The sequence below is a fragment of the Vogesella indigofera genome, from assembly GCF_003633895.1.
In the GTDB taxonomy this organism is placed as follows: domain Bacteria; phylum Pseudomonadota; class Gammaproteobacteria; order Burkholderiales; family Chromobacteriaceae; genus Vogesella; species Vogesella indigofera.
Genome location: NZ_RBID01000014.1, coordinates 33,521 through 59,070, shown reverse-complemented (window position 1 = coordinate 59,070; position 25,550 = coordinate 33,521). Strand labels below are relative to the sequence as shown.

At 62.6% G+C, this 25,550-nt stretch carries 25 protein-coding genes and 1 tRNA gene; 11 read left to right on the top strand and 15 right to left on the bottom strand.

Annotation, left to right across the window (positions count from 1 at the left end; translation table 11 throughout):
* Positions 1–3 precede the first annotated feature (3 nt).
* The 4 genes from trmD to C8E02_RS08375 form a co-directional block, all read right to left on the bottom strand.
* Entirely contained in the window at positions 4–771 is a 768-nt protein-coding gene (gene trmD, locus C8E02_RS08390; RefSeq protein WP_120810434.1) for a tRNA (guanosine(37)-N1)-methyltransferase TrmD, read from the bottom strand.
* Positions 771–1,277, bottom strand: coding sequence for a ribosome maturation factor RimM (rimM, locus tag C8E02_RS08385; protein ID WP_370687860.1), 507 nt, complete (start codon positions 1,275–1,277; stop codon positions 771–773). The genes trmD and rimM overlap by 1 nt, the downstream gene beginning before the upstream one ends.
* A gap of 35 nt (positions 1,278–1,312) precedes the next feature.
* The gene (rpsP, locus tag C8E02_RS08380) at positions 1,313–1,561 is read right to left on the bottom strand and encodes a 30S ribosomal protein S16 (RefSeq protein WP_047966732.1); all 249 of its coding nucleotides are present in this window, start codon (positions 1,559–1,561) and stop codon (positions 1,313–1,315) included.
* Positions 1,562–1,638: 77 nt separating this feature from the next.
* Positions 1,639–4,341, bottom strand: a complete 2,703-nt coding sequence (locus tag C8E02_RS08375; protein ID WP_120810432.1) for a bifunctional acetate--CoA ligase family protein/GNAT family N-acetyltransferase — start codon at positions 4,339–4,341, stop codon at positions 1,639–1,641.
* A 240-nt stretch (positions 4,342–4,581) separates the two neighbouring features.
* On the opposite strand from C8E02_RS08375, the gene nadA reads away from it, so the two are divergent.
* The 5 genes from nadA to rpoS all read left to right on the top strand — a co-directional run bounded on the left by nadA (position 4,582) and on the right by rpoS (position 9,174).
* Positions 4,582–5,499, top strand: coding sequence for a quinolinate synthase NadA (gene nadA, locus C8E02_RS08370; protein WP_120810431.1), 918 nt, complete (start codon positions 4,582–4,584; stop codon positions 5,497–5,499).
* A gap of 142 nt (positions 5,500–5,641) precedes the next feature.
* The gene (gene surE, locus C8E02_RS08365) at positions 5,642–6,382 is read left to right on the top strand and encodes a 5'/3'-nucleotidase SurE (RefSeq protein WP_120810430.1); all 741 of its coding nucleotides are present in this window, start codon (positions 5,642–5,644) and stop codon (positions 6,380–6,382) included.
* Entirely contained in the window at positions 6,367–7,038 is a 672-nt protein-coding gene (locus C8E02_RS08360) for a protein-L-isoaspartate(D-aspartate) O-methyltransferase (RefSeq protein WP_047966736.1), read from the top strand. The genes surE and C8E02_RS08360 overlap by 16 nt, the downstream gene beginning before the upstream one ends.
* The gene (locus C8E02_RS08355; RefSeq protein ID WP_211329206.1) at positions 7,035–8,183 is read left to right on the top strand and encodes a peptidoglycan DD-metalloendopeptidase family protein; all 1,149 of its coding nucleotides are present in this window, start codon (positions 7,035–7,037) and stop codon (positions 8,181–8,183) included. Before C8E02_RS08360 ends, C8E02_RS08355 begins: the two co-directional genes overlap by 4 nt.
* A 46-nt stretch (positions 8,184–8,229) precedes the next feature.
* The gene (gene rpoS, locus C8E02_RS08350; RefSeq protein WP_047966738.1) at positions 8,230–9,174 is read left to right on the top strand and encodes an RNA polymerase sigma factor RpoS; all 945 of its coding nucleotides are present in this window, start codon (positions 8,230–8,232) and stop codon (positions 9,172–9,174) included.
* Between the two features lie 31 nt (positions 9,175–9,205).
* Here the strand turns inward: rpoS and C8E02_RS08345 are convergent, their stop codons facing one another.
* The 3 genes from C8E02_RS08345 to C8E02_RS08335 are packed head-to-tail and all read right to left on the bottom strand — an operon-like array spanning position 9,206 to position 13,002.
* Positions 9,206–11,173 carry a transglutaminase TgpA family protein gene (locus C8E02_RS08345; RefSeq protein ID WP_047966739.1) on the bottom strand — a complete coding sequence of 656 codons (1,968 nt, stop codon included), beginning with the start codon at positions 11,171–11,173 and terminating at the stop codon, positions 9,206–9,208.
* Entirely contained in the window at positions 11,163–12,110 is a 948-nt protein-coding gene (locus tag C8E02_RS08340; RefSeq protein ID WP_053068105.1) for a DUF58 domain-containing protein, read from the bottom strand. The genes C8E02_RS08345 and C8E02_RS08340 overlap by 11 nt, the downstream gene beginning before the upstream one ends.
* Positions 12,094–13,002, bottom strand: a complete 909-nt coding sequence (locus C8E02_RS08335; protein WP_047966740.1) for an AAA family ATPase — start codon at positions 13,000–13,002, stop codon at positions 12,094–12,096. Before C8E02_RS08335 ends, C8E02_RS08340 begins: the two co-directional genes overlap by 17 nt.
* A 77-nt stretch (positions 13,003–13,079) precedes the next feature.
* Here C8E02_RS08335 and C8E02_RS08330 point away from each other — a divergent pair, with 77 nt between their 5' ends.
* Positions 13,080–14,039 (top strand): histone deacetylase family protein, encoded by a 960-nt coding sequence (locus tag C8E02_RS08330; RefSeq protein WP_120810644.1) that lies wholly within the window; start codon positions 13,080–13,082, stop codon positions 14,037–14,039.
* Positions 14,040–14,110: 71 nt separating this feature from the next.
* Here the strand turns inward: C8E02_RS08330 and C8E02_RS08325 are convergent, their stop codons facing one another.
* Both C8E02_RS08325 and C8E02_RS08320 read right to left on the bottom strand, forming a co-directional pair.
* Complete coding sequence (locus tag C8E02_RS08325) at positions 14,111–14,458, bottom strand: ComEA family DNA-binding protein (protein WP_211329205.1); 348 nt, start codon at positions 14,456–14,458, stop codon at positions 14,111–14,113.
* 57 nt (positions 14,459–14,515) lie between these two features.
* Positions 14,516–15,298: a cytochrome C assembly family protein gene (locus C8E02_RS08320; protein WP_245961107.1), complete on the bottom strand. Its 783-nt coding sequence runs from the start codon at positions 15,296–15,298 to the stop codon at positions 14,516–14,518.
* A 136-nt stretch (positions 15,299–15,434) separates the two neighbouring features.
* Between C8E02_RS08320 and ffh the strand changes: the two genes are divergently transcribed.
* The 3 genes from ffh (at position 15,435) to purB (ending at position 19,201) form a co-directional block, all read left to right on the top strand.
* Positions 15,435–16,790, top strand: coding sequence for a signal recognition particle protein (gene ffh / locus C8E02_RS08315; protein ID WP_120810427.1), 1,356 nt, complete (start codon positions 15,435–15,437; stop codon positions 16,788–16,790).
* Positions 16,791–16,854: 64 nt separating this feature from the next.
* Entirely contained in the window at positions 16,855–17,754 is a 900-nt protein-coding gene (locus tag C8E02_RS08310) for an ATP-grasp domain-containing protein (RefSeq protein ID WP_120810426.1), read from the top strand.
* Positions 17,755–17,830: 76 nt separating this feature from the next.
* Positions 17,831–19,201, top strand: a complete 1,371-nt coding sequence (gene purB, locus C8E02_RS08305) for an adenylosuccinate lyase (RefSeq protein ID WP_047966743.1) — start codon at positions 17,831–17,833, stop codon at positions 19,199–19,201.
* Positions 19,202–19,342: 141 nt separating this feature from the next.
* Here purB and C8E02_RS08300 read toward each other — a convergent pair.
* From C8E02_RS08300 to C8E02_RS08275, 6 genes are all read right to left on the bottom strand, one after another.
* Positions 19,343–19,419 (bottom strand) — tRNA-Met (locus tag C8E02_RS08300).
* 44 nt (positions 19,420–19,463) lie between these two features.
* Complete coding sequence (locus C8E02_RS08295; RefSeq protein WP_120810642.1) at positions 19,464–20,282, bottom strand: undecaprenyl-diphosphate phosphatase; 819 nt, start codon at positions 20,280–20,282, stop codon at positions 19,464–19,466.
* 73 nt (positions 20,283–20,355) lie between these two features.
* On the bottom strand, positions 20,356–20,964 hold the full coding sequence (locus tag C8E02_RS08290; RefSeq protein ID WP_245961106.1) for a thiol:disulfide interchange protein DsbA/DsbL: 609 nt from the start codon (positions 20,962–20,964) through the stop codon (positions 20,356–20,358).
* A 13-nt stretch (positions 20,965–20,977) separates the two neighbouring features.
* Positions 20,978–21,655, bottom strand: a complete 678-nt coding sequence (locus tag C8E02_RS08285; RefSeq protein ID WP_211329204.1) for an SPOR domain-containing protein — start codon at positions 21,653–21,655, stop codon at positions 20,978–20,980.
* A gap of 41 nt (positions 21,656–21,696) precedes the next feature.
* Positions 21,697–23,208, bottom strand: a complete 1,512-nt coding sequence (locus C8E02_RS08280; protein ID WP_120810425.1) for a YifB family Mg chelatase-like AAA ATPase — start codon at positions 23,206–23,208, stop codon at positions 21,697–21,699.
* A gap of 4 nt (positions 23,209–23,212) precedes the next feature.
* On the bottom strand, positions 23,213–23,503 hold the full coding sequence (locus C8E02_RS08275) for an accessory factor UbiK family protein (protein WP_120810424.1): 291 nt from the start codon (positions 23,501–23,503) through the stop codon (positions 23,213–23,215).
* A gap of 250 nt (positions 23,504–23,753) precedes the next feature.
* Between C8E02_RS08275 and glnK the strand changes: the two genes are divergently transcribed.
* Positions 23,754–24,092 carry a P-II family nitrogen regulator gene (glnK, locus tag C8E02_RS08270; RefSeq protein WP_047966746.1) on the top strand — a complete coding sequence of 113 codons (339 nt, stop codon included), beginning with the start codon at positions 23,754–23,756 and terminating at the stop codon, positions 24,090–24,092.
* A 22-nt stretch (positions 24,093–24,114) separates the two neighbouring features.
* Positions 24,115–25,419, top strand: a complete 1,305-nt coding sequence (locus tag C8E02_RS08265) for an ammonium transporter (RefSeq protein WP_120810423.1) — start codon at positions 24,115–24,117, stop codon at positions 25,417–25,419.
* Positions 25,420–25,550 lie beyond the last annotated feature (131 nt).

Below are 25,550 nucleotides of genomic sequence, written 5' to 3'. Positions count from 1 at the left end.
TTACTACTCCTTGTTTTTCAGGGAATCTTGTTCCTGCTGAAACTCCGTCAGCAGCCGAGATTCCTGTTTTGTCAAAATGCGGTCTTTCAGCAAGTCCGGCCGGCGCAACCAGGTGCGTCCGAGAGACTGCTTCAGCCGCCATTTGGCGATCAGGGCATGGTTACCGGAGAGCAGAATCTCTGGCACCCGGACACCCCGGTATTCTTCCGGACGCGTGTAGTGCGGGCAATCGAGCAGGCCATCCACGAAAGAGTCTTCGTAGGCGGACTGCATGTCATTGAGTACCCCCGGCAACAGCCGTACCACCGCGTCCATCACGATCATCGCCGGCAATTCACCACCGGACAGCACGTAGTCACCGACCGAAATCTCTTCATCGACCTCCTGGTCGATCAAGCGCTCGTCGATGCCTTCGTAACGCCCGCACAACAGGATCAGGCCCGGCATTGCGGCCAGACTTGCCACCCGTTGGTGCGTCAGCGGTTGCCCCTGCGGCGACAGGTACACGACATGACTGCGCTCGACACCTTGCTGCTGCTGCCTGGCTTTCGCGGCCGCAATGGCCTGCTCCAGCGGATTGGCCATCATCACCATTCCGGGGCCGCCACCGTAAGGGCGATCGTCGATCGTCTTGTAACTGTCGGTAGTGAAATCACGCGGATTCCACGCCGAGAACTGCCAGATCGATTGTTCCAACGCCCGACGGGTGACCCCATAGCGGGTGATGGCATCAAACATTTCGGGGAAAAGTGATACCGCATCAAGCTGCATCAGTAATCCAGTCCCCACTCGACCTTGATCTGCTTGTTCTGCGTGTCGACATCGCCGACATAGGCAGCCACAAACGGGATCAGGATCTGGCCGTGTTCACCGCTGATCACCAGCACGTCATTGGCGCCGGTTTCCATCAGGTCCACAACCTTGCCCAGACAGAGGCCTTCCGCGTTGATGACGTCCATACCGATCAGGTCCGACCAGTAATATTCGCCATCTTCGGCAGGCGGCAATTCCACCTTGGGTACTGCAACTTTCAGGCCACGCATCGCCTCAGCCTGTTCACGGCCAGTGACTTCTTCCAGCTGTGCCACCAAGTTCTTTGGCTGCACTGCCCCGTCTTTGAACGTAAAAGGCTTCCAGTCGTTTTCCTTGCCGATCCACCAGACCGGGTAGTCAAACAGGCTGTCAGCGAACTGGGTATCCGCGTGTACCTTGATCCAGCCACGAACACCAAACGCGCCGCGGACAAAACCCATTATTGCCAGATCATCATCACGCATGCGCTCAGGCTCCGTTATTGGCAGATCAACGGAGATCAAGCGGCTTTTGGCTGCTCTTTCAGCAGTTTTGCAACGGAATCAGATACTTGTGCGCCAGTACCGATCCAGTAGTTCAGACGGTCCATGGACAGGCGAACACGCTCTTCCTTCTCGTTGGCGACCGGGTTGTAGAAACCAACGCGCTCGATGAAGCGGCCATCGCGACGGCTGCGGGAATCAGTTACTACCACGCTGTAGAACGGGCGGTTTTTAGAGCCACCACGTGCAAGACGAATCACTACCATTGTCGATTGTCCTTAAAATTACGGAATCGTAGAAAAGCTTCCGATTTTATGGCACTTTTCCCTTATACCGCAAGCGCTTATTGCAGCGACTTCACCGTCGCCTCGCCCTGCAGGTCTTTGGTCACGATGGTCAGCGCCCGGTCTTCCGGATGCGTGGTCACCACAAACCCCAGCCGTGCCATCAGTTTCAGCATGCCCTTGTTGCCGGCCAGCACCTCGCCGACCATGGTTTTCAGCCCCTGTTCGCGCGCCGCGTCGAACAGTGCCTGCATCAGGGTCACGCCGATACCCTTGCCCTGCCACGAGTCGGCCACCTCCAGCGCGAACTCGCAGCTCTCGTTGTCGGGGTCGGTAATGTAGCGTGCCACCGCCAGCTGCTCTTCGCCGTCATCGGTCTGCCGCACCATCGCCAGCGCCATCTCGCGGTCGTAATCGAGCTGGGTGAAGCGCACCAGCATGCTCTGCGACAGCTGCTTGATACTGGACATGTAGCGGTTGTAGCGGCTTTCCTCGGACAGGTTGCGCACGAACTCCTGTTGCATCTGCGCATCTTCCGGGCGCACCGGCCGGATCATCACCGTGGTGCCGTCCTTCAGCATCGCGCAGTGCACGATGTGCACCGGGTACGGCATGATCGCCATGTGGCCATAGGGTTTGCCCTGCGGTTGCGGTTGCACGATGATGCGCGCGTCCAGCGCCACCACACCGGACTCGTCCGCCATCAGCGGATTGATGTCCATCTCGCGCACTTCCGGCAGCTCGCACACCAGCTCCGACACGTGCAGCACGATATTCTTCAGCGCTTCCATATCAATGCCGGGCATGTTCTTGAACGGGCCGAGTATCTTGCCGATGCGGGTCTTGTCGATCATGCGCTCCACCAGATAGTGGTTGACCGGCGGCAGGCTCAAAGCGCGGTCCTGCATCACTTCGACCGCGATGCCGCCGGCACCGAAGGTGATCACCGGCCCGAACGAGGCATCGTGGGTCACGCCCACCATCAGCTCGCGGGCAAAGCGGCGCTTGCGCATCGGCTGCACCGAGATGCCGACGATCTTCGCCTCCGGCCGCGCCTGCAGCGTGCGGCCGATGATGCCGCGATAGGCGTCGCGCAGCGTGGCTTCATTGCTGATATTGAGTTCGACGCCACCGACATCCGACTTGTAGATGATGTCCGGCGAATCGATCTTCAGCACCACCGGGTAACCGATCTCGGCGGCGTAGCGCACCGCCTCGTCCTCGCTTGCGGCCAACCTTGTCGGGTTGACCGGGATGTTGAAGGCGGCCAGCACCGCCTTCGATTCGCGCTCCGACAGGATGCTGCGTCCTTCCGCCTGCGCCGTGGCGATTACCGCGCGGGCGCTGAGCACGTCCGGCACCAGCCGCTCGCCTTCCAGCGGCCCCGGTGTCTGCAGCAGCAACTGCTGGTTCTGGTGGTAGGACGCCAGGTTGCGGAACACCTCGATGGCGAACTCCGGCGCACGGAAATGTGCGCACTTCGACTTGGAAAACAGCTCACGGCTTTCCGATACCTTGGCATCGCCCAGCCACGACAGGAACAGCGGCTTGTTGCTCTCGCGCTGCAAGCCGACCATCAGCTGCGCGGTGGTCAGGTGGTCGGTACCGGCCTGCGGCGTGAAGATCACCAGCACGCCGTCGACATTGGGATCATCGAGACAGACCTTGACCGCGGTACGGAAGCGCACCGGGCTGGCGTCGCCGATGATGTCGACCGGGTTGCTGCCGGACCAGTTGCGCGGCAAGGATTCGTTGAGCAGGTCGAGACTGGCGGCAGACAGCTTGGCCAGCTCCACACCGTACATATAGGCACTATCGGCGGCCAGCACGCCGGGGCCGATGCCGTTGGTGACGATCGCCAGCCGTTTGCCGGTGACGCGATAGTTGGCCGCAAGCACCTTGGCGGCGGTAAACAGCTGCGCGATGGTCGCCACCCGCAGTACACCGGCCCGCGACAGCGCGGCATCGAATACATCGCCGCTTTCGACCATGTTCGAGGAGTGGGTGACACCGATCACGTCGTCCTCGTAACGCCCCGACTTCACCACCACCACCGGCTTGGTCCGCGCCGCCGCCCGCAGCGCGCTCATGAAGCGGCGCGAATCGTGCACGTGGTGCACGTGCAACAGGATGCCCTGGGTGAAGTTGTCGGCGATCAGGTAATCGAGGATTTCGCCGAACTCGACGTCCAGCGCCTCGCCGACCGACACCACGCTGGAAAAGCCGATGCCCTTGCTGTCCGCCCAGTCCAGCATCGCGGTACACAGCGCCGAGGATTGCGACACCAGCGCCAGATTGCCCGCCTTGACCCGGCTGTTGTAGTTGCTGGCATTGAAGCCGGCCACCGGCCGCATCAGGCCCAGCACATTGGGGCCGAGGATGCGGATGCCGTAGTGGCGCGCCAGCGAGCGCGCCTCGTCCATCGCCGCGCGCTCCACGTCCTCCGAATCGGAGAAATCCTTGGCCAGCAGGATCGCCTTGACCCCCTTCTTGCCACAATCCTTGACGATGGCCGGTAAACCGCGCAACGCCGTGGTCACCACCGCCAGGTCGATCGGCCCTTCGATCAACCGCACCGACGGGGTGGCGGCAATGCCGCCGACGATGCGGTGATTGAGGTTGACCGGATACAGCTTGCCCTGGAAATTGCCGGCCAGCAGGTTGGCAAACACCGCCTGCCCCACCGAGCCGGGCGTATCGCTGGCGCCGATCACGGCGACATTGCGGGGAGAGAACAACGGGGTCAGATAGTGCGGTTTCATAGTTTTGCCATCCTGATGGACAGAGGTTTTCCGGCCTGAGTGGCGCTACCGGCCGCCGGTTGCCATTGCAGATGTGTAAAGATACAGCTGCCACTTGCCTACGGCATACAACGCATCTCAACAGTAGCGCCGCGCGATCATTATTGCTAATCTTCCCTGTTTGGCGCTGCATTTTTGTTGCGCCGCATCAAGAATCAACGCCAACAGCCAGGGCCCACGCCCGCGCCGGGGATTGCTACCATGTCTAAACGCGTCGTCACACTTGCGCACTACTACACCCAGCCCGAAATCCAGCAAATGGCCGACAAGGTGGGAGACAGCCTCGAGCTGTCCTTGTTCGCGCGCGAATCCAAAGCCGACATCATCGTCTTCGCCGGTGTGCGCTTCATGGCCGAGACGGCAAAAATCCTGAACCCGCAAGCCGAAGTGATCCTGCCGGACGCCGGCTCCACCTGCTCGCTGGTGACGCAGACCGATGTCGAGGCACTGCGCCAGTGGCGCGAGAGCCACCCCGATCACGTGCACGTGTCCTATATCAACTCCTCGGCCGCGCACAAGGCACTGTCGGACTGGATCGTCACCAGCCGCAACGTCGACGACATCATTGCCCACCTGTATGAGCAAGGCAAAAAAGTCATCTTCTCGCCGGACCGCAACATGGGTGGCTACCTCAACTACCAGTACGGCTACGACATGCCGCTGTGGTCGGCGGTGTGCGAGGTGCACGACAAGTTCAACGAGGCCGCGCTCAACGAGGCGCTGGAAGCCGTCAACAGCAAGGCCTACCTGATTGCCCATCCGGAGAGCCCGCTGCCGGTGCTCAAACGCGCGCAGTACGTCGGCTCCACCTCCGGCATGCTCAACTGGATCAAGGCCTATGACGGCGCGGTCAGCGACGTGATCTTTGTCGCCACCGAAGACGGCATCCTCTACAACATGCGCCTCGTCCGCCCGGAACTGGACATCCGCCAGGCGCCGATCTACGCCGGCTGCCAGTGCAACTCCTGTCCGTACATGAAGATGAACACCATCGAAGCAGTCAAGCGCGCGCAGCAAGGCCTCGGCACCCGCATCGACTACCTGAGCCAGGCCGAGATGGACGCCGCCAGACTGCCGATCGAGCGCATGCTCGACTTCAGCCAGCGCTACTACGTCTGAGCGATAACGCAACGCAGCACACCGGGCCGGCCGTACGCCGGCCCTTTTTCATTCTGCGCCGGCGGCCGTGCCGGCCGGACAGAGAAATTTTGCGCCACCAGCATACGCGGATACAATCGGATGGTCTGGATGGAAGGTTGCCATGAAATTTCTTGTTAGCAATGATGATGGTTATTTCTCGCCGGGGATCGCGGCCCTGGCCAGCACCCTGGCCAAATACGGCGAGGTAGTGGTCGTGGCACCGGAGCGCGACCGCAGCGGCGCCAGCAACTCGCTGACGCTGGACCGGCCGCTGAGCGTGAAGCAGGCGGCATCCGGCTACTACTACGTCAACGGCACCCCCACCGACTGCGTGCACGTCGCCGTCACCGGTTTTCTCGACTTCAAGCCGGACATGGTGTTCTCCGGCATCAACCACGGCCCGAACATGGGCGATGACACGCTGTACTCGGGTACCGTTGCCGCCGCTACCGAAGCCTTCCTGCTCGGCATTCCGGCAGTGGCCGTTTCGCTGGCCGGCAAGCACCAGCACTTCGCCAGCGCCTGCCATGCCGTCGACCTGCTGATGGCCAATACCCTCAAGACACCGTTTACCCACCCTGTACTGCTGAACGTCAATGTCCCCGACGTGCCGGTAGCACAGCTGCAAGAGATCGAGGTCACCCGCCTCGGCCGCCGCCACCATGCCGAGCCGGTGATTGCCGGCAAGAATCCGCGCGGCGATACCGTGTACTGGGTCGGCCCGGTCGGCCCGGAGCAGGACGCCGGCGCCGGCACCGATTTCCACGCCATTCGCCATAACCGGATTTCGGTCACGCCGCTGATGATAGACCTGACCGCCAGCGAACAAATGGGATCCATCCGCACATGGCTCAACCAGTAAGCGTTGCCCAGGGCAGCTACGGCATGATTTCCGAGCGCACGCGCCTGCGCATGATCGAGCGCCTGCGCCAGCAGGGCATACGCGACGAGCGGGTGCTGGCGGCAATGTACGAAGTGCCGCGCCACCTGTTCATCGACCAGGCACTGGCAACCCGTGCCTACGATGACGTGTCGCTACCGATCGGGCAGGGGCAGACCATCTCCCAGCCGCTGACGGTGGCACGCATGACCGAAAAGCTGCTGGAAGGACGCAGCAGCCCCGGCAAGATCCTCGAGATCGGAACCGGCTGCGGCTACCAGACGGCCGTGCTGCTGAAAACCGGCGCCCAGGTCTATTCTGTCGAGCGCCTGTCCGGCATCCTCGACAAGGCACGGCTGAACCTTCGCAATGCCAAGCTGGTCCATGCCAGACTGGTGCATGGTGACGGCCATCAGGGCCTGCCTGATGTAGCGCCGTTTGACGGCATCATCATGACCGCCGCCGCCCGCCAGGTCCCACCAGCGCTGCTGCCACAGCTGGCAACCGGAGGACGGCTGGTTTTGCCGATCGGCGACCAGGAGCAGCACCTGTGGCTGTACGAAAAGACCGCCACCGCAATTCAGGAAACCCGGCTGGAAGCCGTCCGCTTTGTGCCGCTGCTACCCGGCAAGCAATGATGCAGGGCACAAACGCAACAACACGCCCCAGCCGGATTGTCAGACAATTTACAGCCAGCTCAGAACTGGCATATAACATCCTCAAGCCAATGTACAAGCAAGTATTTAAACTGATCCAACCGTTGCCTGTCGTCTTGCCACTGCTGTTGGCCGCCTGCGCCACCAGCAACCCGACGCCGGCACCGATTGTGGCCGGTCAGGCCAGCGTTCTCGGCAGCACCGCCAGCGGCAGCAAAGCCGCCAACAGCAGCCCGGTAACGGCTGGCACGCAGAGCAGCCCGATCCGGCTCGGCTCACTGCCGAAGGCGAATACGCCGACTGCCGGCAGCACGCACCAGGTCCAGGCCGGCGAAACGCTGTACCGCATTGCGGTTAATAATGGTCTGCGCTATCAGGATCTGGCGGAATGGAATAATCTGGATGGCTACAACATCAAGGTTGGCCAGACGCTGCGCCTGACGCCACCCGGCACCACCAGCCCGGTGACGGTGGCCAAGCCGCCAGCCGAAGTGGCAACGGCAAGCAATACGGTCAGCAGCGGCGCAAAGAACGGTAACGAGACGCTGAAACAATATCCGAAGGCATTGAAGCTGCAGTATTCGGAGAATGCGAACAAACAGCTGCCGCTATTGGCAGAGGGCAGCAGCGGCAGTAAGCCGCCGGCACCACTGGAGAAGCTGCCGCAAGAGAAGCAGCCACCGAAGGTTGCCGGCACCACGGCTCCGGGCACCCCGGGTGCGGCAGTCGACAGCAGCCGCCCGGAAGCCTCGGCCGCTACCGGCAGCCAGTGGCAGTGGCCGACGCAGGGCAAGGTGGTCCGGGGCTTCTCGGAGCAAAACAAGGGCATCAACATTAGCGGCAAACTGGGACAGCCGGTGATGGCAGCCAATGACGGCAAGGTGGTCTACAGTGGCAGCGGTTTGCGTGGTTATGGCAAGCTGATCATCATCCGCCACGACAAGACTTATTTGTCAGCCTACGCACACAACAGCGCACTAGTGGTCAAAGAAGGACAAGCGGTCAAGAAAGGCCAGAAAATTGCCGAAATGGGTGATACCGACGCAGATCAAGTAAAACTCCATTTCGAGATCCGGGAAATGGGCAAGCCGGTAGACCCGAGCAAGTTTCTGGAAGCTAAACCCTAGCAGGGACTCCCCTGCACCGGGGTAACTGCAAGCGGGGGAAAGCATCATGAGCGATGATCTGGAACTACTTGAAGAAGTGCTGGATGAAGAGGTAGAGCAGGAGGCGGAAGCCAAGGAAGCCGTCGAGGCCGAGGAAAGCAGTGTCAGCTCGGCGGTCAGCGAAGTCACCGACGTCACCCAGATCTACCTCAACGATATCGGCAACAATGCCCTGCTGACACCGGCGGAAGAAGTGGCGCTGGCGCGCCGCGTGGTGCAAGGCGATTTTGCCGCCCGGCAGAAGATGATCGAGCACAATCTGCGGCTGGTGGTCAACATTGCCAAGCACTACATCAATCGCGGGCTGGCCTTGCTCGACCTGATCGAGGAAGGCAATATCGGCCTGATGCACGCGCTGGAGAAGTTCGATCCGGAGCGCGGCTTCCGCTTCTCCACCTATGCCACCTGGTGGATCCGGCAGAGCGTGGAACGGGCGATCATGAACCAGTCGCGCACCATCCGCCTGCCGGTGCACGTCATCAAGGAACTCAACATCTACCTGCGCGCCTCGCGCCATCTGGAAAGCCAGATCGGCCGCGAACCGACCCTAGACGAAATCGCCCATCTGGTCGACAAGCCGGTGGAAGAAGTGCGCAAGGTGATGAGCCTCAACGAGCGCATGGCGTCACTGGATGCGCCACTGGATATCGATCCGATGCTGTCGATCGGCGAATCGATCCCCGACGAGCAGCACGAGGAACCGGACGCGCAGCTGCACAATGTGCAGATCGAGCATTTCGTGCATGAATGGCTGTCACAGCTGACCGAAAAGCAGCGCATGGTGATTGAGCGCCGCTACGGCCTCAACAACCACGAGATCTGCACTCTGGAAGAACTGGCCGCCACGCTGAGCCTGACCCGGGAGCGGGTGCGCCAGATCCAGATCGAGGCACTGGAGCACCTGCGCCGCATCCTGCGCCGCAAGGGCATCTCCAAGGACTTCCTGCTCTGAGATCACCACCAGCCGGCAACACGCACAGGTGCTAACGCCCTGTGCGTTTTTTTGCGGCCAACCTTGGTGGCCGGAAACGGCGCACCTGCCACCACCAGCCACGCCAGCGCGGATCGGCATCGGTGGCGCCCTCGGCGTAGCGCCATTGCTGCCAGTCAGCGAGCAGGCGCGCCAGTTGTTGCTGCAACACTGGCGCCAGCAGCACGGCCTTGTCGCGCAGCTGCGCCGGTGTATCGCTGGCCACGGCCGCGACACCGGCCTGCTGCAGACGCGACACCAGCAGGAGCCAGCCGCGTACCGGATAGCTGCGCGCTGGCGGCCGGCGCCACAACAGCCATAACAGCAACGGCAACACCAGCAACACACCGCCGAGCAGCAATAGCGTCATCACACTGCCCACCCCTACCCGGCCCAGCCCCAGACGCTGGAACAGGCTCTGCTGCCGCCGGGCATCGTAATCCACCACCCACTGCTGCCAGACAAAGCCCGCGCGCTGCCATTGCGCATGAACCGTGTGCCACCACTGTGGCGGACGGCGTCCCAGCACCGGCACCACCGCCTGCGCCTCCGGCACCAGCTCGCCGACCTCGCTGACGATGCGCGACGGCGCCACCAGTGCCGTCGGGTCCACCCGCTGCCAGCGTCCCTGCAGCCACACCTCGGTCCAGGCGTGGGCATCGGAGGAGCGCACCAGCCAGAACTGCCCGCCCGCGTTGAATTCACCGCCCTGAAAGCCGACCACGATTCGTGCCGGCAGGCCGGCGGCACGGGCCAGGGTGGCGAAGGCCGAGGCGAAGTGCTCGCAAAATCCCTGGCGGCTGGAAAACAGGAAATCATCGACCACATCACCCTGCAGCAGCGGTGGCGACAGGGTATAACGCAGTCCCTGCTGCTGCAGCCAGGCACGCAGCGCAGCCAGGCGCCCGGCCTCGTCCCGGAACTGGCGCGCGAAAAACTCTCCCTGCTGCCGGGTGCGAAGGTTGGCCGCAGGCAGTTGCAGATAGTGATCGCGCTGTTCGGCACTCAGCGCCGCCGGATAAGCGGCTTGTGCCACGCTGCGCACGTCGTAGCGCAGACGTGCCTCGTTGCGGGCATCGATACGCCGCACTAGCTGGGCGGCGACCTGCTGCACGCCCTCGCCGGCCCACACCGCGTGCTCCAGCACCGGCAGCGCGCCCTTGAACGGCGTGGCGGTAATCGAGTACGACAGCTCGCCGGCCACACCAGGCAGCAAGGCAGCGCCGCTGTCCGGCACGCTACCCGCCGTCCAGCGCGCACCGTCGAAGCGATCGAACACCATCACCCGCCAGTACAGTTGTTCTCGCACCGGCTGTCGTCCGCGAAACTGGGCGGTAAACGCCGGCTCACGCGACGGAATCATCTGCCCGATACTGCCCGGCGCCAGACTGTCACTGAGACCGCTGGTGGCGCGCTGATCCATTGTCGGCATGCTCCACAGCGGGCCGGGCAGCCGCGGCATGGCGACGAACAGCAGCAGCATCAGCGGCATCGCATATAGCAGCGCCAGCGCGGCGGCACGCGGACTGGCGGCACTATCGACCCCAGCGAGCAACACCATCGCCCAAGTCAGCACGAACAGCGACAACAACAGCCACAACGCCGACGGCAGACTCTGGTCGAACAGCAGCGGCGTCGCCGCCAGAAAAAAACCCAGCCCCAGCAGCACGCGCCAGTCGCGCAGCGTCACCGTCTCGAAGGCCTTGAATCCGGTCAGCAACAGCAGCAGCGCCACACCGCCTTCGCGGCCAACCAGGGTGCGCAGGCTGAGCCACAACAACAGCACTGGCACGATCATCGCCAGCAACAGCCACACACGATGCGGCAATTGCCGCCCCTGCCACGCCAGCCACGCGCGGCCGCCCAGCTGCAGCGCAAACAGCAGCGGCACCCACGGCGGCAACTGCAGGAACAGCGGCAGCACGGTCAGTGCCAGCGCCGCCAGCACGGCAAAGTGGGCCAGACGCGGTTCACTGCGCATCGCGTACTCCAAAGCCGGCCAGCGCCCGCAGTCCCGGCCGCACCTCGCCCGCCGTCAGCCGCAACTCCTGCTGCGGCAGCCGCAGGACGACATCTTCGCCGCGCCGCGCCGCCGCCAGCAGCTGCCAGCACAGCCGCGACAGGCGGGCCTCGGCCGCCATCTCCGCCGGATAGGCGGACCACTCCAGCAGGCAGGTCGCCCGCGCCGCTTGCGGCTCCTCGAAACGCCGCGCCAGCAGCACACCGCGGCGGGCGTAGGCTTTCCAGGCGATGCGCCGGGCACCCAGCTCCGGCTGCCAGGCCACCAGATGGGAAAACAGCTCGCCCGGCACCGGCTGCTGCTCGCGCAGCTGGCCGCCGTCGGGCAGGCTGGCCGCCGCCCGTTCGTCGGCACAGGGCAGTGGATAAACGCACACCTGTGTCTGCAGCCGCAGGTAGGCAAAGGCCCGCACCAGCCCCAACGGCGATTCGGAATAGACCCGCAGCGGCGGTATCGTCATTTGGCCGCGCTGCAGCGTCAGTCGCGGCAACAGCACCTCGCCGGGACGGTCCAGCACCACGCCACCGGCTTCGTCATGCCAGCCGAGGCGCAACAGCCGCGACTCGCCCTCCGGCCACTGCAGTTGCAGCGGAAACAGTGCGTGACTGCCAGCCACCACATCGTCGGGCGCCCCGCAACGGATCGCGAGGCCGGCCAGCTGGCGATAGGCCAGCACCACCGCAATCAGCACCAGCGACACGATCCAGAACGACAGCACGTAGGCGAGACTGACCGCATAGTTGAGCGCGCCGATCCACACCGCCCACGCCACCAGCAACAGTCCCCAGCCAAACGTGGTCGGCAGCAGGTAGATGCGCGACTGCCCCAGCACCAGCTGCTGCTGTCGCGGCAGCCGGCGCAGCAGCCAGGATGACGCCGCCTTACGCCAGCGGGACATGGTCCAGCAACCGCTGTGCGGCATCAATGCTGTTCATGCCCGGCAGCCGCGACTGCAGGCGATGCGCACACACCGCCACGAACACCGCCTTCACGTCTTCCGGCAGCACGTGGTCGCGACCGTCCAGCATCGCCCAGGCGCGGGCAGCGGCCAGAATGGCCAGGCCGGCACGCGGGCTGAGGCCATGCATGAACAGCTCGCGCTTGCGGCTGGCCAGCAGCAAGGCCAGCACGTAGTCGGCCAGCGCGCTGCTGACGGTGACCTGCGCCGCTTTCTGCTGCAGTGCCAGCAGCTCGCCGGCATTCATCGCCGCCGGCAATGCCGACAAGGCCTGCCGCCGGTCACCGGCCAGCAGCAATGCGCGCTCCGACTCCGGTGACGGATAGCCCAGCGAGATGCGCATCAGGAAACGGTCCAGCTGCGACTCCGGCAGCGGAAAGGTGCCCAGCTGGCCATCCGGATTCTGGGTGGCAATCACGAAAAACGGTTTGGGCAGCGCGTGCGTCTGACCATCGATCGACACCTGGCGCTCTTCCATCGCCTCCAGCAACGCCGACTGCACCTTGGGCGAGGCGCGGTTGATCTCGTCGGCCAGCAACAATTGCGAAAACACCGGTCCCGGCTGGAATTCAAAGCGCCCTTCGTCGGGGCGGAACAGGCTCACCCCCAGCATGTCGGCCGGCAGCAGGTCGCTGGTGAACTGCACCCGGCGATAGTCCAGCCCCAGCACCCCGGCCAGCGCATGCGCCAGCGTGGTCTTGCCGACGCCCGGCACATCCTCGATCAGTAGGTGACCACCGGCCAGCATGCAGGTCAGCGCCAAGCGGATTTGTAGCGGTTTACCCAGAATCAACGCGTTCAGTTGACGATACGCAAAGGAGATGGATTGCATTTGAAGTCCGTTGGCCGCACACTTTATAAAGATTTCATATATCCCTTTTGCCACCACAACGCAACAAGGAAACGCGCGTGCTCACCTGGCTCAAATCGCACCTGACCGGCGGTGGACTCACCGCCTTTATCAGCCACTCCGACTGCTTGCAGCACAATATGGGTAGCGGCCACCCGGAATGCCCGGAGCGCCTGGTCGCCATCAAGGACCAGCTGATGGCGGCGCAGCTGTTTGACAGCCTGCAGGAAGTGGAGGCGCCACTGGTGAGCGAACAGCAACTGGCCCGCGTGCACCCGCCCCATTACGTTGAATACATCGAGGCGTGCTCGCCGTCGGTGGGCACCTTCCGTGTCGACCCGGATACCGCGATGTGCCCCGGCACGCTGCAGGCCGCCAGGCGCGCCGCCGGTGCGGTGGTGAAGGCGGTCGACATGGTGTGCAACAAGGAGGCGCCGAATGCGTTCTGCTCGATCCGGCCGCCGGGGCACCACGCCGAAAGCGCCCGCTCGATGGGCTTCTGCTTTTTCAACAATATCGCGGTCGGCATTGCCCACGCACTGTCGACCTACAAGTTGCAGCGCATCGCCGTCGTCGATTTCGATGTCCACCACGGCAATGGCACCGAGGAAATCTTCCGCGATGATCCGCGGGTGATGATGGTGTCGATTTTCCAGCATCCGTTCTTTCCCTACAGCGGCGACCAGCCACTGGGGGCGAACATGCACCATGTACCGCTGAAAGCCGGCAGCGGCAGCCGCGAATTCCGTGAGGCGGTCGAGTATCTGTGGCTGCCGCAACTGGAGGAATTCAAGCCGGAAATGATCTTCATCTCGGCCGGTTTTGACGCCCACCGCGAAGACGACATGGCCTCGCTGGCACTGACCGAGGCCGACTACGAGTGGGTGACGCGCAAGCTGCTGCAGCTGGCGGCCACCCATTGCGAGGGACGCATCGTGTCGGTGCTGGAGGGCGGCTATGACCTGTCGGCACTGGGCCGCAGTGCCGCGGCACACATCAAGGTATTGTCCGACGGCTAATCGTGCCGTACGGTCGTAAAAAAACCTGCACCACGGTGCAGGTTTTTTGTTGGGGCTGGCGGGTGTTCAGCTTACGGCTTTTTCGCCGGGGCCGGTGCCGGTACCACGGTCGGCTTGGCGGTAGTCGCAGGTTTGGCTGCCGGTGTCTTGGTCGCCGCCTTGGCTGTGCCACCACCGACCTGCAGATCCGCCTTCAGCTTTTCCAGGGTCTTGGCACCGATGCCCGGCACGTTTTCCAGATCGGCGTAGCTCTTGAACGGGCCATTCTTGGTGCGATAGTCGATGATCGCCTTGGCCTTGACCGGGCCGATGCCGTTCAGCGACTCCAGCTCCTGCTGGCTGGCAGTGTTGGCATTGACGGCAGCGAACGCTGCCACGGAGAACAGCAGGGACAGCAATGCAGCGAAGAACAGTTTCATTATTTGGCTCCCATGGTTTTTAATGACCGCGCAACAAATATCCCAAATAAATAAACATCAATGCAAGACAAATTGCATTACCGCCTTGGTTCCGATGTACGCCAGCAACAACAGCGCAAAACCGCCCAGCGTCCAGCGTATCGCCATCCTGCCGCGCCAGCCGCGATACTTGCGGCCAACCAGCAAGGCGCCGAACACCAGCCAGGACGTCACCGCAAACACGGTCTTGTGGCTGAATACCGCCGGCTTGCCAAACACTTCCTCGGAAAAGAGCACGCCGCTGGCCAGACTGGCGGTCAGCAGTAGGAAACCGGTGCCCAGCGTCTGGAACATCAGGTTTTCCATCACCATTAACGGCGGCAGCTTGCCGGACAGGCGCCCCGGCTTGCGCTCGTGCAGTGCCCGCTCCTGCATCAGCATCAGGATTGCGATCAGTGCCCCGATGGCAAACAGGCTGTAAGCCAGCAGCGACACCACCATATGCAGCAGAAAAGCGACATCGTTCACGGCATAGGTATTGCGCGGCAGCGGCAGGATTTCCGCCAGCAGCACCGCGACGAACGCGACCGGCACCAGAAAGGTCTGCAGCCCTTCCATGCGGGAGAAATAGCTGCCGGTCCAGAAGATCAGCAACATCATCCACGACAGCAGCGACAGCGCGGTACCCAACCCCAGGCTCACCGTGCCGCTATGGAAAACCGGCAGCGTCAGCACGATGGCGTGCAGCAGCAGCAGCGCCCCCAGCAAGGAGTGCTCGATACCGCTCTGGCGTGGCCACAGCACATGCCCGCGCCAGTGGCCAAGGTAGTGAACCGCCAGGCCCAGGTAACCAAAAGTCAACAAAGTGACCAAGATGAAAAGTAATCCGCTCATGGAGGTGTGGCAGGTCTGCGAACCGGGGGCGGCTCGTGGTAAAATAAATGATTAAAGAGTCTACACCAAAGCAGCCCTTGCTTGGCAGACAGAAGGACACCGCATGCTCGACAACCTTACTTCCAGACTTACCAGTGCACTGAAAACCATCCGTGGTCAGGCGCGCATCAGCGAAACCAACATCCAGGACGCCTTGCGCGAAGTACGGCTGGCCTTGCTGGAGGCCGACGTCGCGCTCCCGGTCGTCAAGACTTTCATCGCGCAGGTCAAGGAACGCGCGCTGGGCCAGGAAGTGATGGGCAGCCTGACCCCGGGCCAGGCGCTGATCGGCATCGTCAACGACGAGCTGGTGCGACTGATGGGGGACAAGAACGACGCGCTGAACCTGGCCGCCGTACCGCCGGCGATCGTGCTGATGGCCGGCCTGCAGGGCGCCGGCAAGACCACCACCGTCGGCAAGCTGTCCAAGCTGCTGAAAGAGACCCAGAAGAAGAGGATTCTGGTGGTCTCCGCCGACGTGTACCGTCCGGCCGCGATCGAACAGCTGAAGACGCTGGCCGAACAGGTCGGCGTCGAGTTCTTCCCGTCGTCGCCGGACCAGAAGCCGCTGGACATCGCCGCCGCCGCGCTGGATCACGCCAAACGCCACCTGTTTGACGTGCTGATGGTCGATACCGCCGGCCGCCTCGCCATCGACGAAGCGATGATGGCCGAGATCAAGGCGCTGCACGCCTTCCTCAACCCGATCGAAACCCTGTTCGTGGTCGACGCGATGCAGGGCCAGGATGCGGTCAACACCGCCAAGGCCTTCAACGAGACCCTGCCGCTGACCGGCGTGATCCTGACCAAGATGGACGGCGACTCGCGTGGCGGTGCCGCGCTGTCGGTACGCCACATCACCGGCAAGCCGATCAAGTTCATCGGTGTCGGCGAAAAACTGACCGGCCTCGAGCCGTTCCACCCCGACCGTCTCGCCAGCCGCATTCTGGGCATGGGTGACGTGCTGTCGCTGATCGAAGATGTGCAGAAAGGCATCGACGAAAAAGAAGCGCAGGCGATGGCCAAGAAGCTGAAGTCCGGCAAGGGTTTCGACCTCGAGGACTTCAAGGCGCAGATGCAGCAGATGAAGAAGATGGGCGGCATGACCAGCCTGCTGGAAAAGATGCCGGGCGAGATCGGCCAGCTGGCCAAGGGCGTGCAGGGCGCCGAGGCCGAAAAATCCATGCGCCGCATCGAGGGCATCATCAACGCGATGACCATGGAAGAGCGCCGCAAGCCGGAATTGCTGAAAGCCAGCCGCAAGCGCCGCATCGCCACCGGCTCCGGCGTCAGCGTGCAGGAAGTCAATCGCCTGCTGAAACAGTTCGAGCAGACCCAGAAGATGATGAAGCAGTTCTCGTCCAAGGGCGGCATGATGAAACTGATGAAGGGCATGAAAGGCATGATGCCTGGCATGTAAGGCAACGGGTGCCGGCGACGGCCGGCCCCGTTTTTCACATTGCACACGGATTAGAGTACCGCATATGCATTACGACGTAGTCGTGCTGACCGATCACAAACTGCTGTCGCTGGATGCCGCCGACTGGTACAGCCAGCAGGTGCACACCGAGGACAATCTGGTGCTCGCCGCCCTGGAACAACAGGGACTCAAGGTTGGCCGCAAGGACTGGGCCGACCCGGCCTACGACTGGACACAATGTCGCGCCGCCGTGTTCCGCAGCACCTGGGACTACTTCCACCGCTTTGCCGAATTCGCACCGTGGCTGGCCCAGGTCAGCCGCAGCACCCGCCTGTTCAACGAGGCCGGCCTGATCCACTGGAACATCGACAAGCACTACCTCGGCGTGCTGGCCGAACGAGACGTCAACATCGTGCCGACCCTGTTCATCGAGCGCGGCGATCCGCGTTCGATGGCGCATATCGTCGCCGAGAGCGGCTGGGAAGAAGTCATCCTGAAACCCACCGTCTCCGGCGCCGCCCGTCACACCTATCGCTTCCACGCCCTCGACAGCGAACAGCACGAGTGCACCTTCGGCGAACTGGTGGAACAGGAAGCGCTGATGCTGCAACCGTTCCAGCGCAACATACTGGAACAGGGCGAGCTGTCGCTGATGGTGATCGACGGCCAGTACACCCACGCCATCCGCAAGACCCCCAAGGCCGGCGATTTCCGCGTGCAGGACGACCACGGCGGCAGCGTGCACCGCTTCGAGCCGTCGGCCGACGAGATCCTGTTCGCCGAGGCCGCGGTTGCGGCGGTACCGTTCGACGTGCTGTACGCCCGCGTCGACCTGATCCGCGACAACGATGGCGCGCTGGCGATCATGGAACTGGAAATGATCGAGCCGGAACTGTTTTTCCGCTTTTGCCCGCCCGCCGCCGACAAGCTGGCTGCCGGCATCGCACGCCGCCTGGCCGCTTGATTGCGGCCAACCTACCCCATTTCTTTTTGAAGCAACCGGCCAGTTCTGCTGGCCAGCAACCTGGAAGCACTGAGTGATGAATCTGACAACGCTGACCGCCCTCTCCCCGCTCGACGGCCGCTACTCCGGCCAGGCAGAGCCACTGCGCGCCATTTTCTCCGAATTTGGCCTGATGAAAGCGCGCATCAAGGTCGAACTGGAATGGCTGAAAATGCTGGCAGCCGAGCCGGGCATCGAGGAGGTAAAGCCGTTCTCCGCCGCCACCATCCGTGAAATCGACGACGTCATCGACAACTTCTCGATCCAGCACGGCGAAGAAGTGAAGGCGATCGAAGCCCGCACCAACCACGACGTGAAGGCGATCGAGTACTGGCTGAAAGAGCGCCTGTCCGGCAACCCGGAAGTGATGGCCGCCAGCGAATTCATCCACTTCGCCTGCACCTCGGAAGACATCAACAACCTGTCGCACGCACTGATGCTGAAGACGGCCCGCAACACCGTGATGCTGCCGGCAGTGGACGAAGTGATCGCCAAGCTGTCGCAACTGGCACACGACCAGGCCGCCATCCCGATGATGAGCCGCACCCACGGCCAGCCAGCCACCCCGTCCACCATGGGCAAGGAACTGGCCAACGTGGTGTACCGCCTCAAGCGCCAGCGCGAACAGCTTGTGAAGCAGGAGCTGCTGGGCAAGATCAACGGCGCGGTCGGCAACTACAACGCCCATATCGTCGCCTACCCGGACGTGGACTGGGAAAGCCTGGCCGGCCGCTTCGTGACCGGCCTGGGTCTGACCTTCAACCCGTACACCATCCAGATCGAGCCGCACGACTACATGGCCGAGCTGTACCAGCAACTGTCGCGCATCAACACCATCCTGATCGACCTGGATCGCGATATCTGGGGCTACATCTCGCTGGGCTACTTCAAGCAGAAGGTGAAGAAGGACGAAGTCGGCAGCTCGACCATGCCGCACAAGGTCAACCCGATCGACTTCGAAAACTCGGAAGGCAACTTCGGCCTCGCCAACGCCGTGCTGGGGCACCTGGCGGAGAAGCTGCCGCTATCGCGCTGGCAGCGTGACCTGACCGACTCCACCGTGCTGCGCAATATGGGCGTCGGCTTCGGCTACACCCTGCTCGGCTTCAAGGCGCTGATGAAGGGCCTCAACAAGCTGGAAATCAACCCGGCGATGCTGGCTTCCGACCTGGACGCCACCTGGGAGCTGCTGGCCGAGCCGATCCAGACCGTGATGCGCCGCTACGGCGTACCGAACCCGTACGAGCAGCTGAAAGAGCTGACCCGCGGCAAGGACGGCATCACCCGCGACACCCTGTCCGCCTTCATCAAGGGCCTGGAAATTCCGGAAGCGGAAAAAGTCCGCCTGCTGGAGCTGACCCCGGCCGGTTACGTCGGCAAGGCAGAAGAGCTGGCCCGCCGCATCTGAGCTGCGGCCAACCTTGCAAGCACAAAGCCACCCGTCGGGTGGCTTTTTTTCATGGCCGCACCATGATGGCCGCCGGTCTGCACAAAAATTGTGCACGACAAAAAGCCGTCAATCTGATTGATTGACGGCTTTTAAAATCCTTGGTTGCGGGAGCAGGATTTGAACCTACGACCTTCGGGTTATGAGCCCGACGAGCTACCAGACTGCTCCATCCCGCGACTGAGAAAGAGATAGTACCTTGCCTGGATCCCGCCGTCAAGCATTAAACGCTCCAGCTCACCCAGCCCCAGTACCAGGTCGCCAGGATGACCACACCGAACACGATACGGTACCAGGCAAAAACTTCGTAGGTATGGGTGGCGATGAAGCGTACCAGGGTGCGCACCGCCAGCAAGGCACTGATAAAGGCGGCCACGAAGCCGACCGCGAACATCGGCGCATCGCTCAGCGACAGCACGTCGCGATGCTTGTACAAGTCGTAGAAAGTGGCGGCAAACATGGTCGGCACCGCGAGGAAGAAGGAGAACTCGGCAGCGACCTTGCGATCCAGACCGAAGAACATGCCGCCGATGATGGTGGCGCCGGAGCGCGAGGTGCCCGGAATCATCGCCAGCACTTGGGCACAGCCGACCTTCAGCGCATCGCGCCAGCCGATGTCATCCACCTGGTGCACCCGTGCAGTGTGGGTGCGGCGCTCGGCGTACAGGATCAGCAGCCCGCCAACGATCAATGCAGTGGCGACGCTGACCGGATTGAAGAAGTAGAACTTGATCTGCTTGATGAACAGCAGCCCCATTACCGCCGCCGGCAGGAACGCCACCAGCAGGTTCAGCACGAAGCGTTGCGCCTTGGGATCGGAGCGCAAACCGGTCGCGACACTGACAAAACGCTGCCGGTACTCAAACAGCACCGCCAGGATCGCCCCCAGCTGGATCGCCACTTCAAACACCTTGCCTTCGTTAAAGAAGCCGATCAGGTCGCCGATCACAATCAGGTGGCCGGTACTGGATACCGGCAGAAACTCGGTCAAGCCCTCCACCACCCCCAACAACAATGCTTTCGCCAAAAACAACCAGTCCACCACGCCCCCGATCTTTCACTTCAATATAAAAGGGCCGTCCACAGACGACCCTTGTGTTGCCCGCGTGCGGCGCTTATTTGCCGCTCGCCACCTTGGCCACTAGCTCGTTGACCACCTGCAGCAGGCGTGCCGGCTCCGCCGGCTGCGCCATGTACTTGCCACCGACCACGATCGCTGGCGTGCCCTGCACCGCATAATCGCGGGTCATCTTGCTGGCGCGAGCTACCTGCGCATTCACGCCAAACGACTTGTAGGTCTGCATGAAGCTGGCGGTATTGACGCCCTGGCTTGGCAGCCACTGGCGCAGCTTGTCTTCCTCACCCAGGTTGATGCTCTTCTTCATCACCGCTTCAAACGCAGGCTGATGCAGCTTTTCCAGTGTCTTGGTAGCATTGAAGGTGGCATACAGGCGGGCCAACCCTTCCATCGGCTTGTTCCATACGATCTGCTCGCGACGGAACTCCACATTGGCTGGCAGCTTCTTGCGCCAGGCTTCCAGCGCCGGATCCAAGTTGTAGCAATGAATGCAGGCGTAAGAGAAGAACTCGATCACCTCCACCTTGCCGGCGGCAACGGTAGGCTGCGGCTTGGCCAGCACGGTGTAGTCACGGCCTTCGACCAGCGCAGCATGCACCAGCGACGACGACAGGAATAGTGCAGCTAATACCCATTTTTTCATCATGAAATCCACTAGATTATTGTTTGGCTGACAACTTCACCACCACGACATCAATACCGTCCTGCCGCAGGCGCTGACGCAAGGCGTCGACATCGGCAGCCCGCTCGAACGGGCCGATCCGCACCCGGTGAATCAGGCCTTTTTCCGGCACATTGCTGGACAGGATGTTGGCCTCCACCCCCATCAACGCCAGCTTGGCCTTCATATTGTCGGCATCGCTTTCGTTATTGAACGCGCCAGCCTGCAGATAGAGCTTGGCCGGTGCCACTGTCGGACGCTCGGCCTTGGCATCAGTTCCCTGCGCCGGATCGACCGGTACCGCTTCCAGCTGCCCCGGCAGGATCTTGTAAAAATCAAAGCGCTGCTCGTCGTCCTGCGGCGCCACGGTAGCACTCTGCGATGCCACCGCTTTCGGGGTCGTCACCACCGGTGCCGGCTCGGCGGTATTCAGTTTTGCCCCCGGCACCAACACCTCGGTAGCCGGAGCCGACGCGGTGGAGCGCGTAGCCTGCAAGCGCTCCAGATTGCTGTACGGCACGCTGGCCTTGTTCATGTAAAACGCCACGCCGATCGCCACGCCGACGCCGACGATCAGGCCGACCAGCACGCCGGCCATCATGCCGCCACCGCCCTTGCTGTTGCCGGACGGTTTGCGGGAGGAACTACGCACCTGCTTCAAATCTCGATTACTCATGAAACTCACTAAATGGAGGGTATTGCCAACAACACGGGGATTCAACGACTGCCAAAGCTGGCCAACCCTCGCCTGAATTGTACTGCCTGCAACAGATGTGACCGTAGCGGATAGGCGTGCCCGCCAAGATCCGCCAGCGTGCGCGCAATGCGCAGCACCCGGAAATAGGCACGCGCCGACAAGTCCAGCTTGTCCAGCATCTGGTTCAGTAATGCGCTTTCCGCCGCCGGCAACGGGCAGACCTCGGCCAGCTCCGCCGAGTTCAACTCGGCATTGATCTTGCCCTGCCGTTGCAACTGCCGCTCGCGCGCCGCGGCCACCCGCTCGCGTACCGCCTGGCTGCCTTCGCCACTGGGCAAGGCCTGCAGCTCGTCAAGCGACAAACCGCCGACTTCCACCATCAAGTCAAAACGGTCCAACAACGGACCCGATATTTTAGCGCGATATCGGCTGACCTGCTCGGGCGTACAGCGACACGGCTTGCGCGGATGGCCCAGATAGCCGCACGGGCAGGGATTCATCGCTGCCAGCAACTGGAAACGCGCGGGATAGGTTACCTGCCGCGCGGCTCTGGAGATATGGATCTCGCCGCTCTCCAGCGGTTCCCGCAACACCTCCAATACTTTGCGATCGTATTCCGGCAGCTCGTCCAGAAACAGCACACCGCGATGGGCAAGACTGATCTCGCCGGGACGCGGCTCGGAACCGCCGCCGACCAGTGCCACCGCAGAAGCGGTATGGTGCGGCGAGCGATACGGACGCGTCCGCCAGCGGGACAGGGCAAAACCCTGGCTGCCCAGCGACTGTACCGCCGCGCTCTCCAGCGCCTCGTCCAGTGTCATCGGCGGCAGGATGCCGGGCAGGCGTGCGGCCAACATCGACTTGCCGGTACCCGGCGGCCCCTGCATCAACAGGCTGTGGCCACCGGCGGCGGCCAGCTCCAGCGCCAGCTTGGCTGCGCCCTGGCCACGCACTTCGGACAGGTCGGGATAGCCTTGCTCCGCTGGCGGCGTCAGCGTTGCCGACACCGCCGGCAAACGGGCGACACCGGCCAGATGCGCGCACACCTCGGCCAGCGTATCGGCGGCAAAGATGCTGACGCCGTGCACCAGCGCCGCCTCGTTGGCGCTGGCACGCGGCAGGATGAACGCGCGGCCGCTGTCGCGCGCGGCACTGACCATCGCCAGCGCGCCACGCACCGGACGCAACTCGCCGCCCAGCCCCAGCTCACCCGCCAGTTCATAACCGGCCAGCTGTTCTGCCGGCAGTTGCCCGGCGGCGGCCAGCAAGGCGATCGCCAGCGGCAAATCGAAACGCCCGGACTCCTTCGGCAGGTCGGCCGGCGCCAGATTGACGGTAATGCGCCGCGCCGGGAAATCAAAGCCGGATTGCAGCAGCGCGGCACGCACCCGCTCACGGCTTTCCTTGACCTCGGTATCCGGCAGGCCGACCAGCGTGAACGACGGCAAGCCGTTTGACAGGTGCACCTCAACGCTGACTTGTGGCGCACACAAGCCGGACAGGGCACGACTGAAGCAAACGGCCAGCGTCATGGGTTTATTGTGCTTCGCTGTCAGCCACGGGGGCGTCAGTCGCAGCGGTGCCGTCGGCAGGCGCGGCAGCGGCTTCCAGCGCCTGCAGGCGCGTTTCCAGCTGTGTCAGCTGCTCGCGGGTGCGGGCCAGTACTTCCTGCTGCACGTCGAACTCCTCGCGCGTCACCAGATCCATGCGCGCGAAGGTGGCGCCCATCATCGCCTTGATGTTTTTCTCGATGTCCTTGGCCGGACTGGCGGCGATGGTCTCGCTGATCTTGTTGCTGATTTCATCGAACAGTTTCTGGCTAAGCATGGCAGTTCCTTGACTTTGTCATGATGGATTGAATTTGAGTTTAGCAAAAAGCGTTCACCACTGCAGAAACACGCACGCACCACACTGAGGCATGCGACGGCCGGATTGCAGTGCATGACGAGAAAAATGATGCACCAAAAAGGAAATCACAAACTATGCTGCTGATAAATAAGGGAAATACATTGCTGGCACAGTTCATGCATTGGCCAAATCGTCTTTTTACGCACAACCTCGCATCAAGGAGTCAAACATGAAACTGGTCAGCGCGATTATCAAGCCGTTCAAGCTTGACGAAGTCCGGGAGGCGCTTTCTGCCATCGGTGTTCAAGGCATTACCGTGACCGAAGTCAAAGGCTTTGGTCGCCAGAAGGGGCATACCGAGCTGTATCGTGGCGCGGAATATGTGGTCGACTTCCTGCCCAAGGTCAAACTGGAAATCGCCATCGCCAACGAATTGCTGGATCAGGTGGTCGAGGCCATCGAGAGCGCCGCCCGCACCGGCAAGATCGGTGACGGCAAGATTTTCGTGATGGATCTGGAACAGGTTGTTCGTATCCGCACCGGCGAAACCGGCGCCGATGCCGTCTGAACTTGATGCAAGGGGAAACATAATGAAGAAACTGTCAATCGGCGCCTCGGCGCTACTGTCGGCACTGTTCGCGGCACCCAGCTTTGCCAACCTGCCGCAACTGGTCGCCACCAGCACCATCAGCGGCGGCGACACCGCCTGGATGCTGACCTCCACCGCGCTGGTATTGTTCATGACCATTCCCGGCCTGGCCCTGTTCTACGCCGGCATGGTGCGCAAGAAAAACGTGCTGTCCACGCTGATGCAAAGCTTTGCCATCTGCGCCATGATCACCGTACTGTGGGCGGTGATCGGCTACAGCCTGGCGTTCATGCCGGGCAACCCGTACATCGGCGGTTTCGACCGCATCTTCCTCGACGGCATGCTGTACCTGAAGGACGAAGCCAAGCTGACGGTACATCCGCTGGCGGCCTCCATTCCTGAAGGCGTGTTCATGATGTTCCAGATGACGTTTGCCATCATCACCCCGGCGCTGATCGCCGGTGCCTTCGCCGAACGCATGAAGTTCTCGTCGATGATGGTGTTCATGGCACTGTGGTCGCTGGTCGTATACGTGCCGGTCGCACACTGGGTGTGGGCACCGGGCGGCTGGATGTTTGACCATGGCGTGCTCGATTTCGCCGGCGGCACCGTGGTGCACATCAACGCCGGTATTGCCGGCCTGGTGGCGGCACTGGTACTGGGCAAGCGGGTCGGTTACGGCCGCGAAGCGATGGCGCCGCACAACCTGGTGCTGACCATGGTCGGTGCCTCGATGCTGTGGGTCGGCTGGTTCGGCTTCAACGCCGGCTCCGCTGTCGCGGCTGACGGTCGTGCAGCGATGGCGATGGTCGCCACCCAGGTTGCCACTGGCATGGCGGCACTGGCATGGATGGCGGCGGAATGGATCGCCAAGGGCAAGCCATCGGTACTGGGCATCGTCTCCGGCGCCGTCGCCGGCCTGGTGGCCATCACCCCGGCAGCCGGTTTTGTCGATGCCAAAGGCGCACTGGCCATCGGCCTGATTTCCGGTCTGGTGTGCTACTGGAGCGCCACCTCGCTGAAGCACATGCTGAAGTATGACGATTCGCTGGATGCCTTCGGTGTGCACGGTGTCGGCGGCCTGATCGGCGCCATCCTCACCGGCGTGTTTGCGGTGAAGGAAATCGGCGGCGTGGAAGGCAGCGTGATGACCCAGACCGTGGGCGCGCTGGCGACCGCCGTTTACTGCGCCATCGTCACCTTCGTGCTGCTGAAGATCATCGATGCGGTAATGGGACTGCGTGTCAGCGAAGAAGAAGAACGCGAAGGTCTGGACGTGGCGCTGCACGGCGAACGGATCGAGTAAGCCTGCCGACATCGCCTGCGGCCAACGTTGGCCGCAATCACAACCGCCCGCTTGTCGGGCGGTTTTCCTATTGCCGCAAGCAGCGCGCGATGTTGTGCTCGGGCACCGGCCGGGGCAGCGCAGCAGCGCGG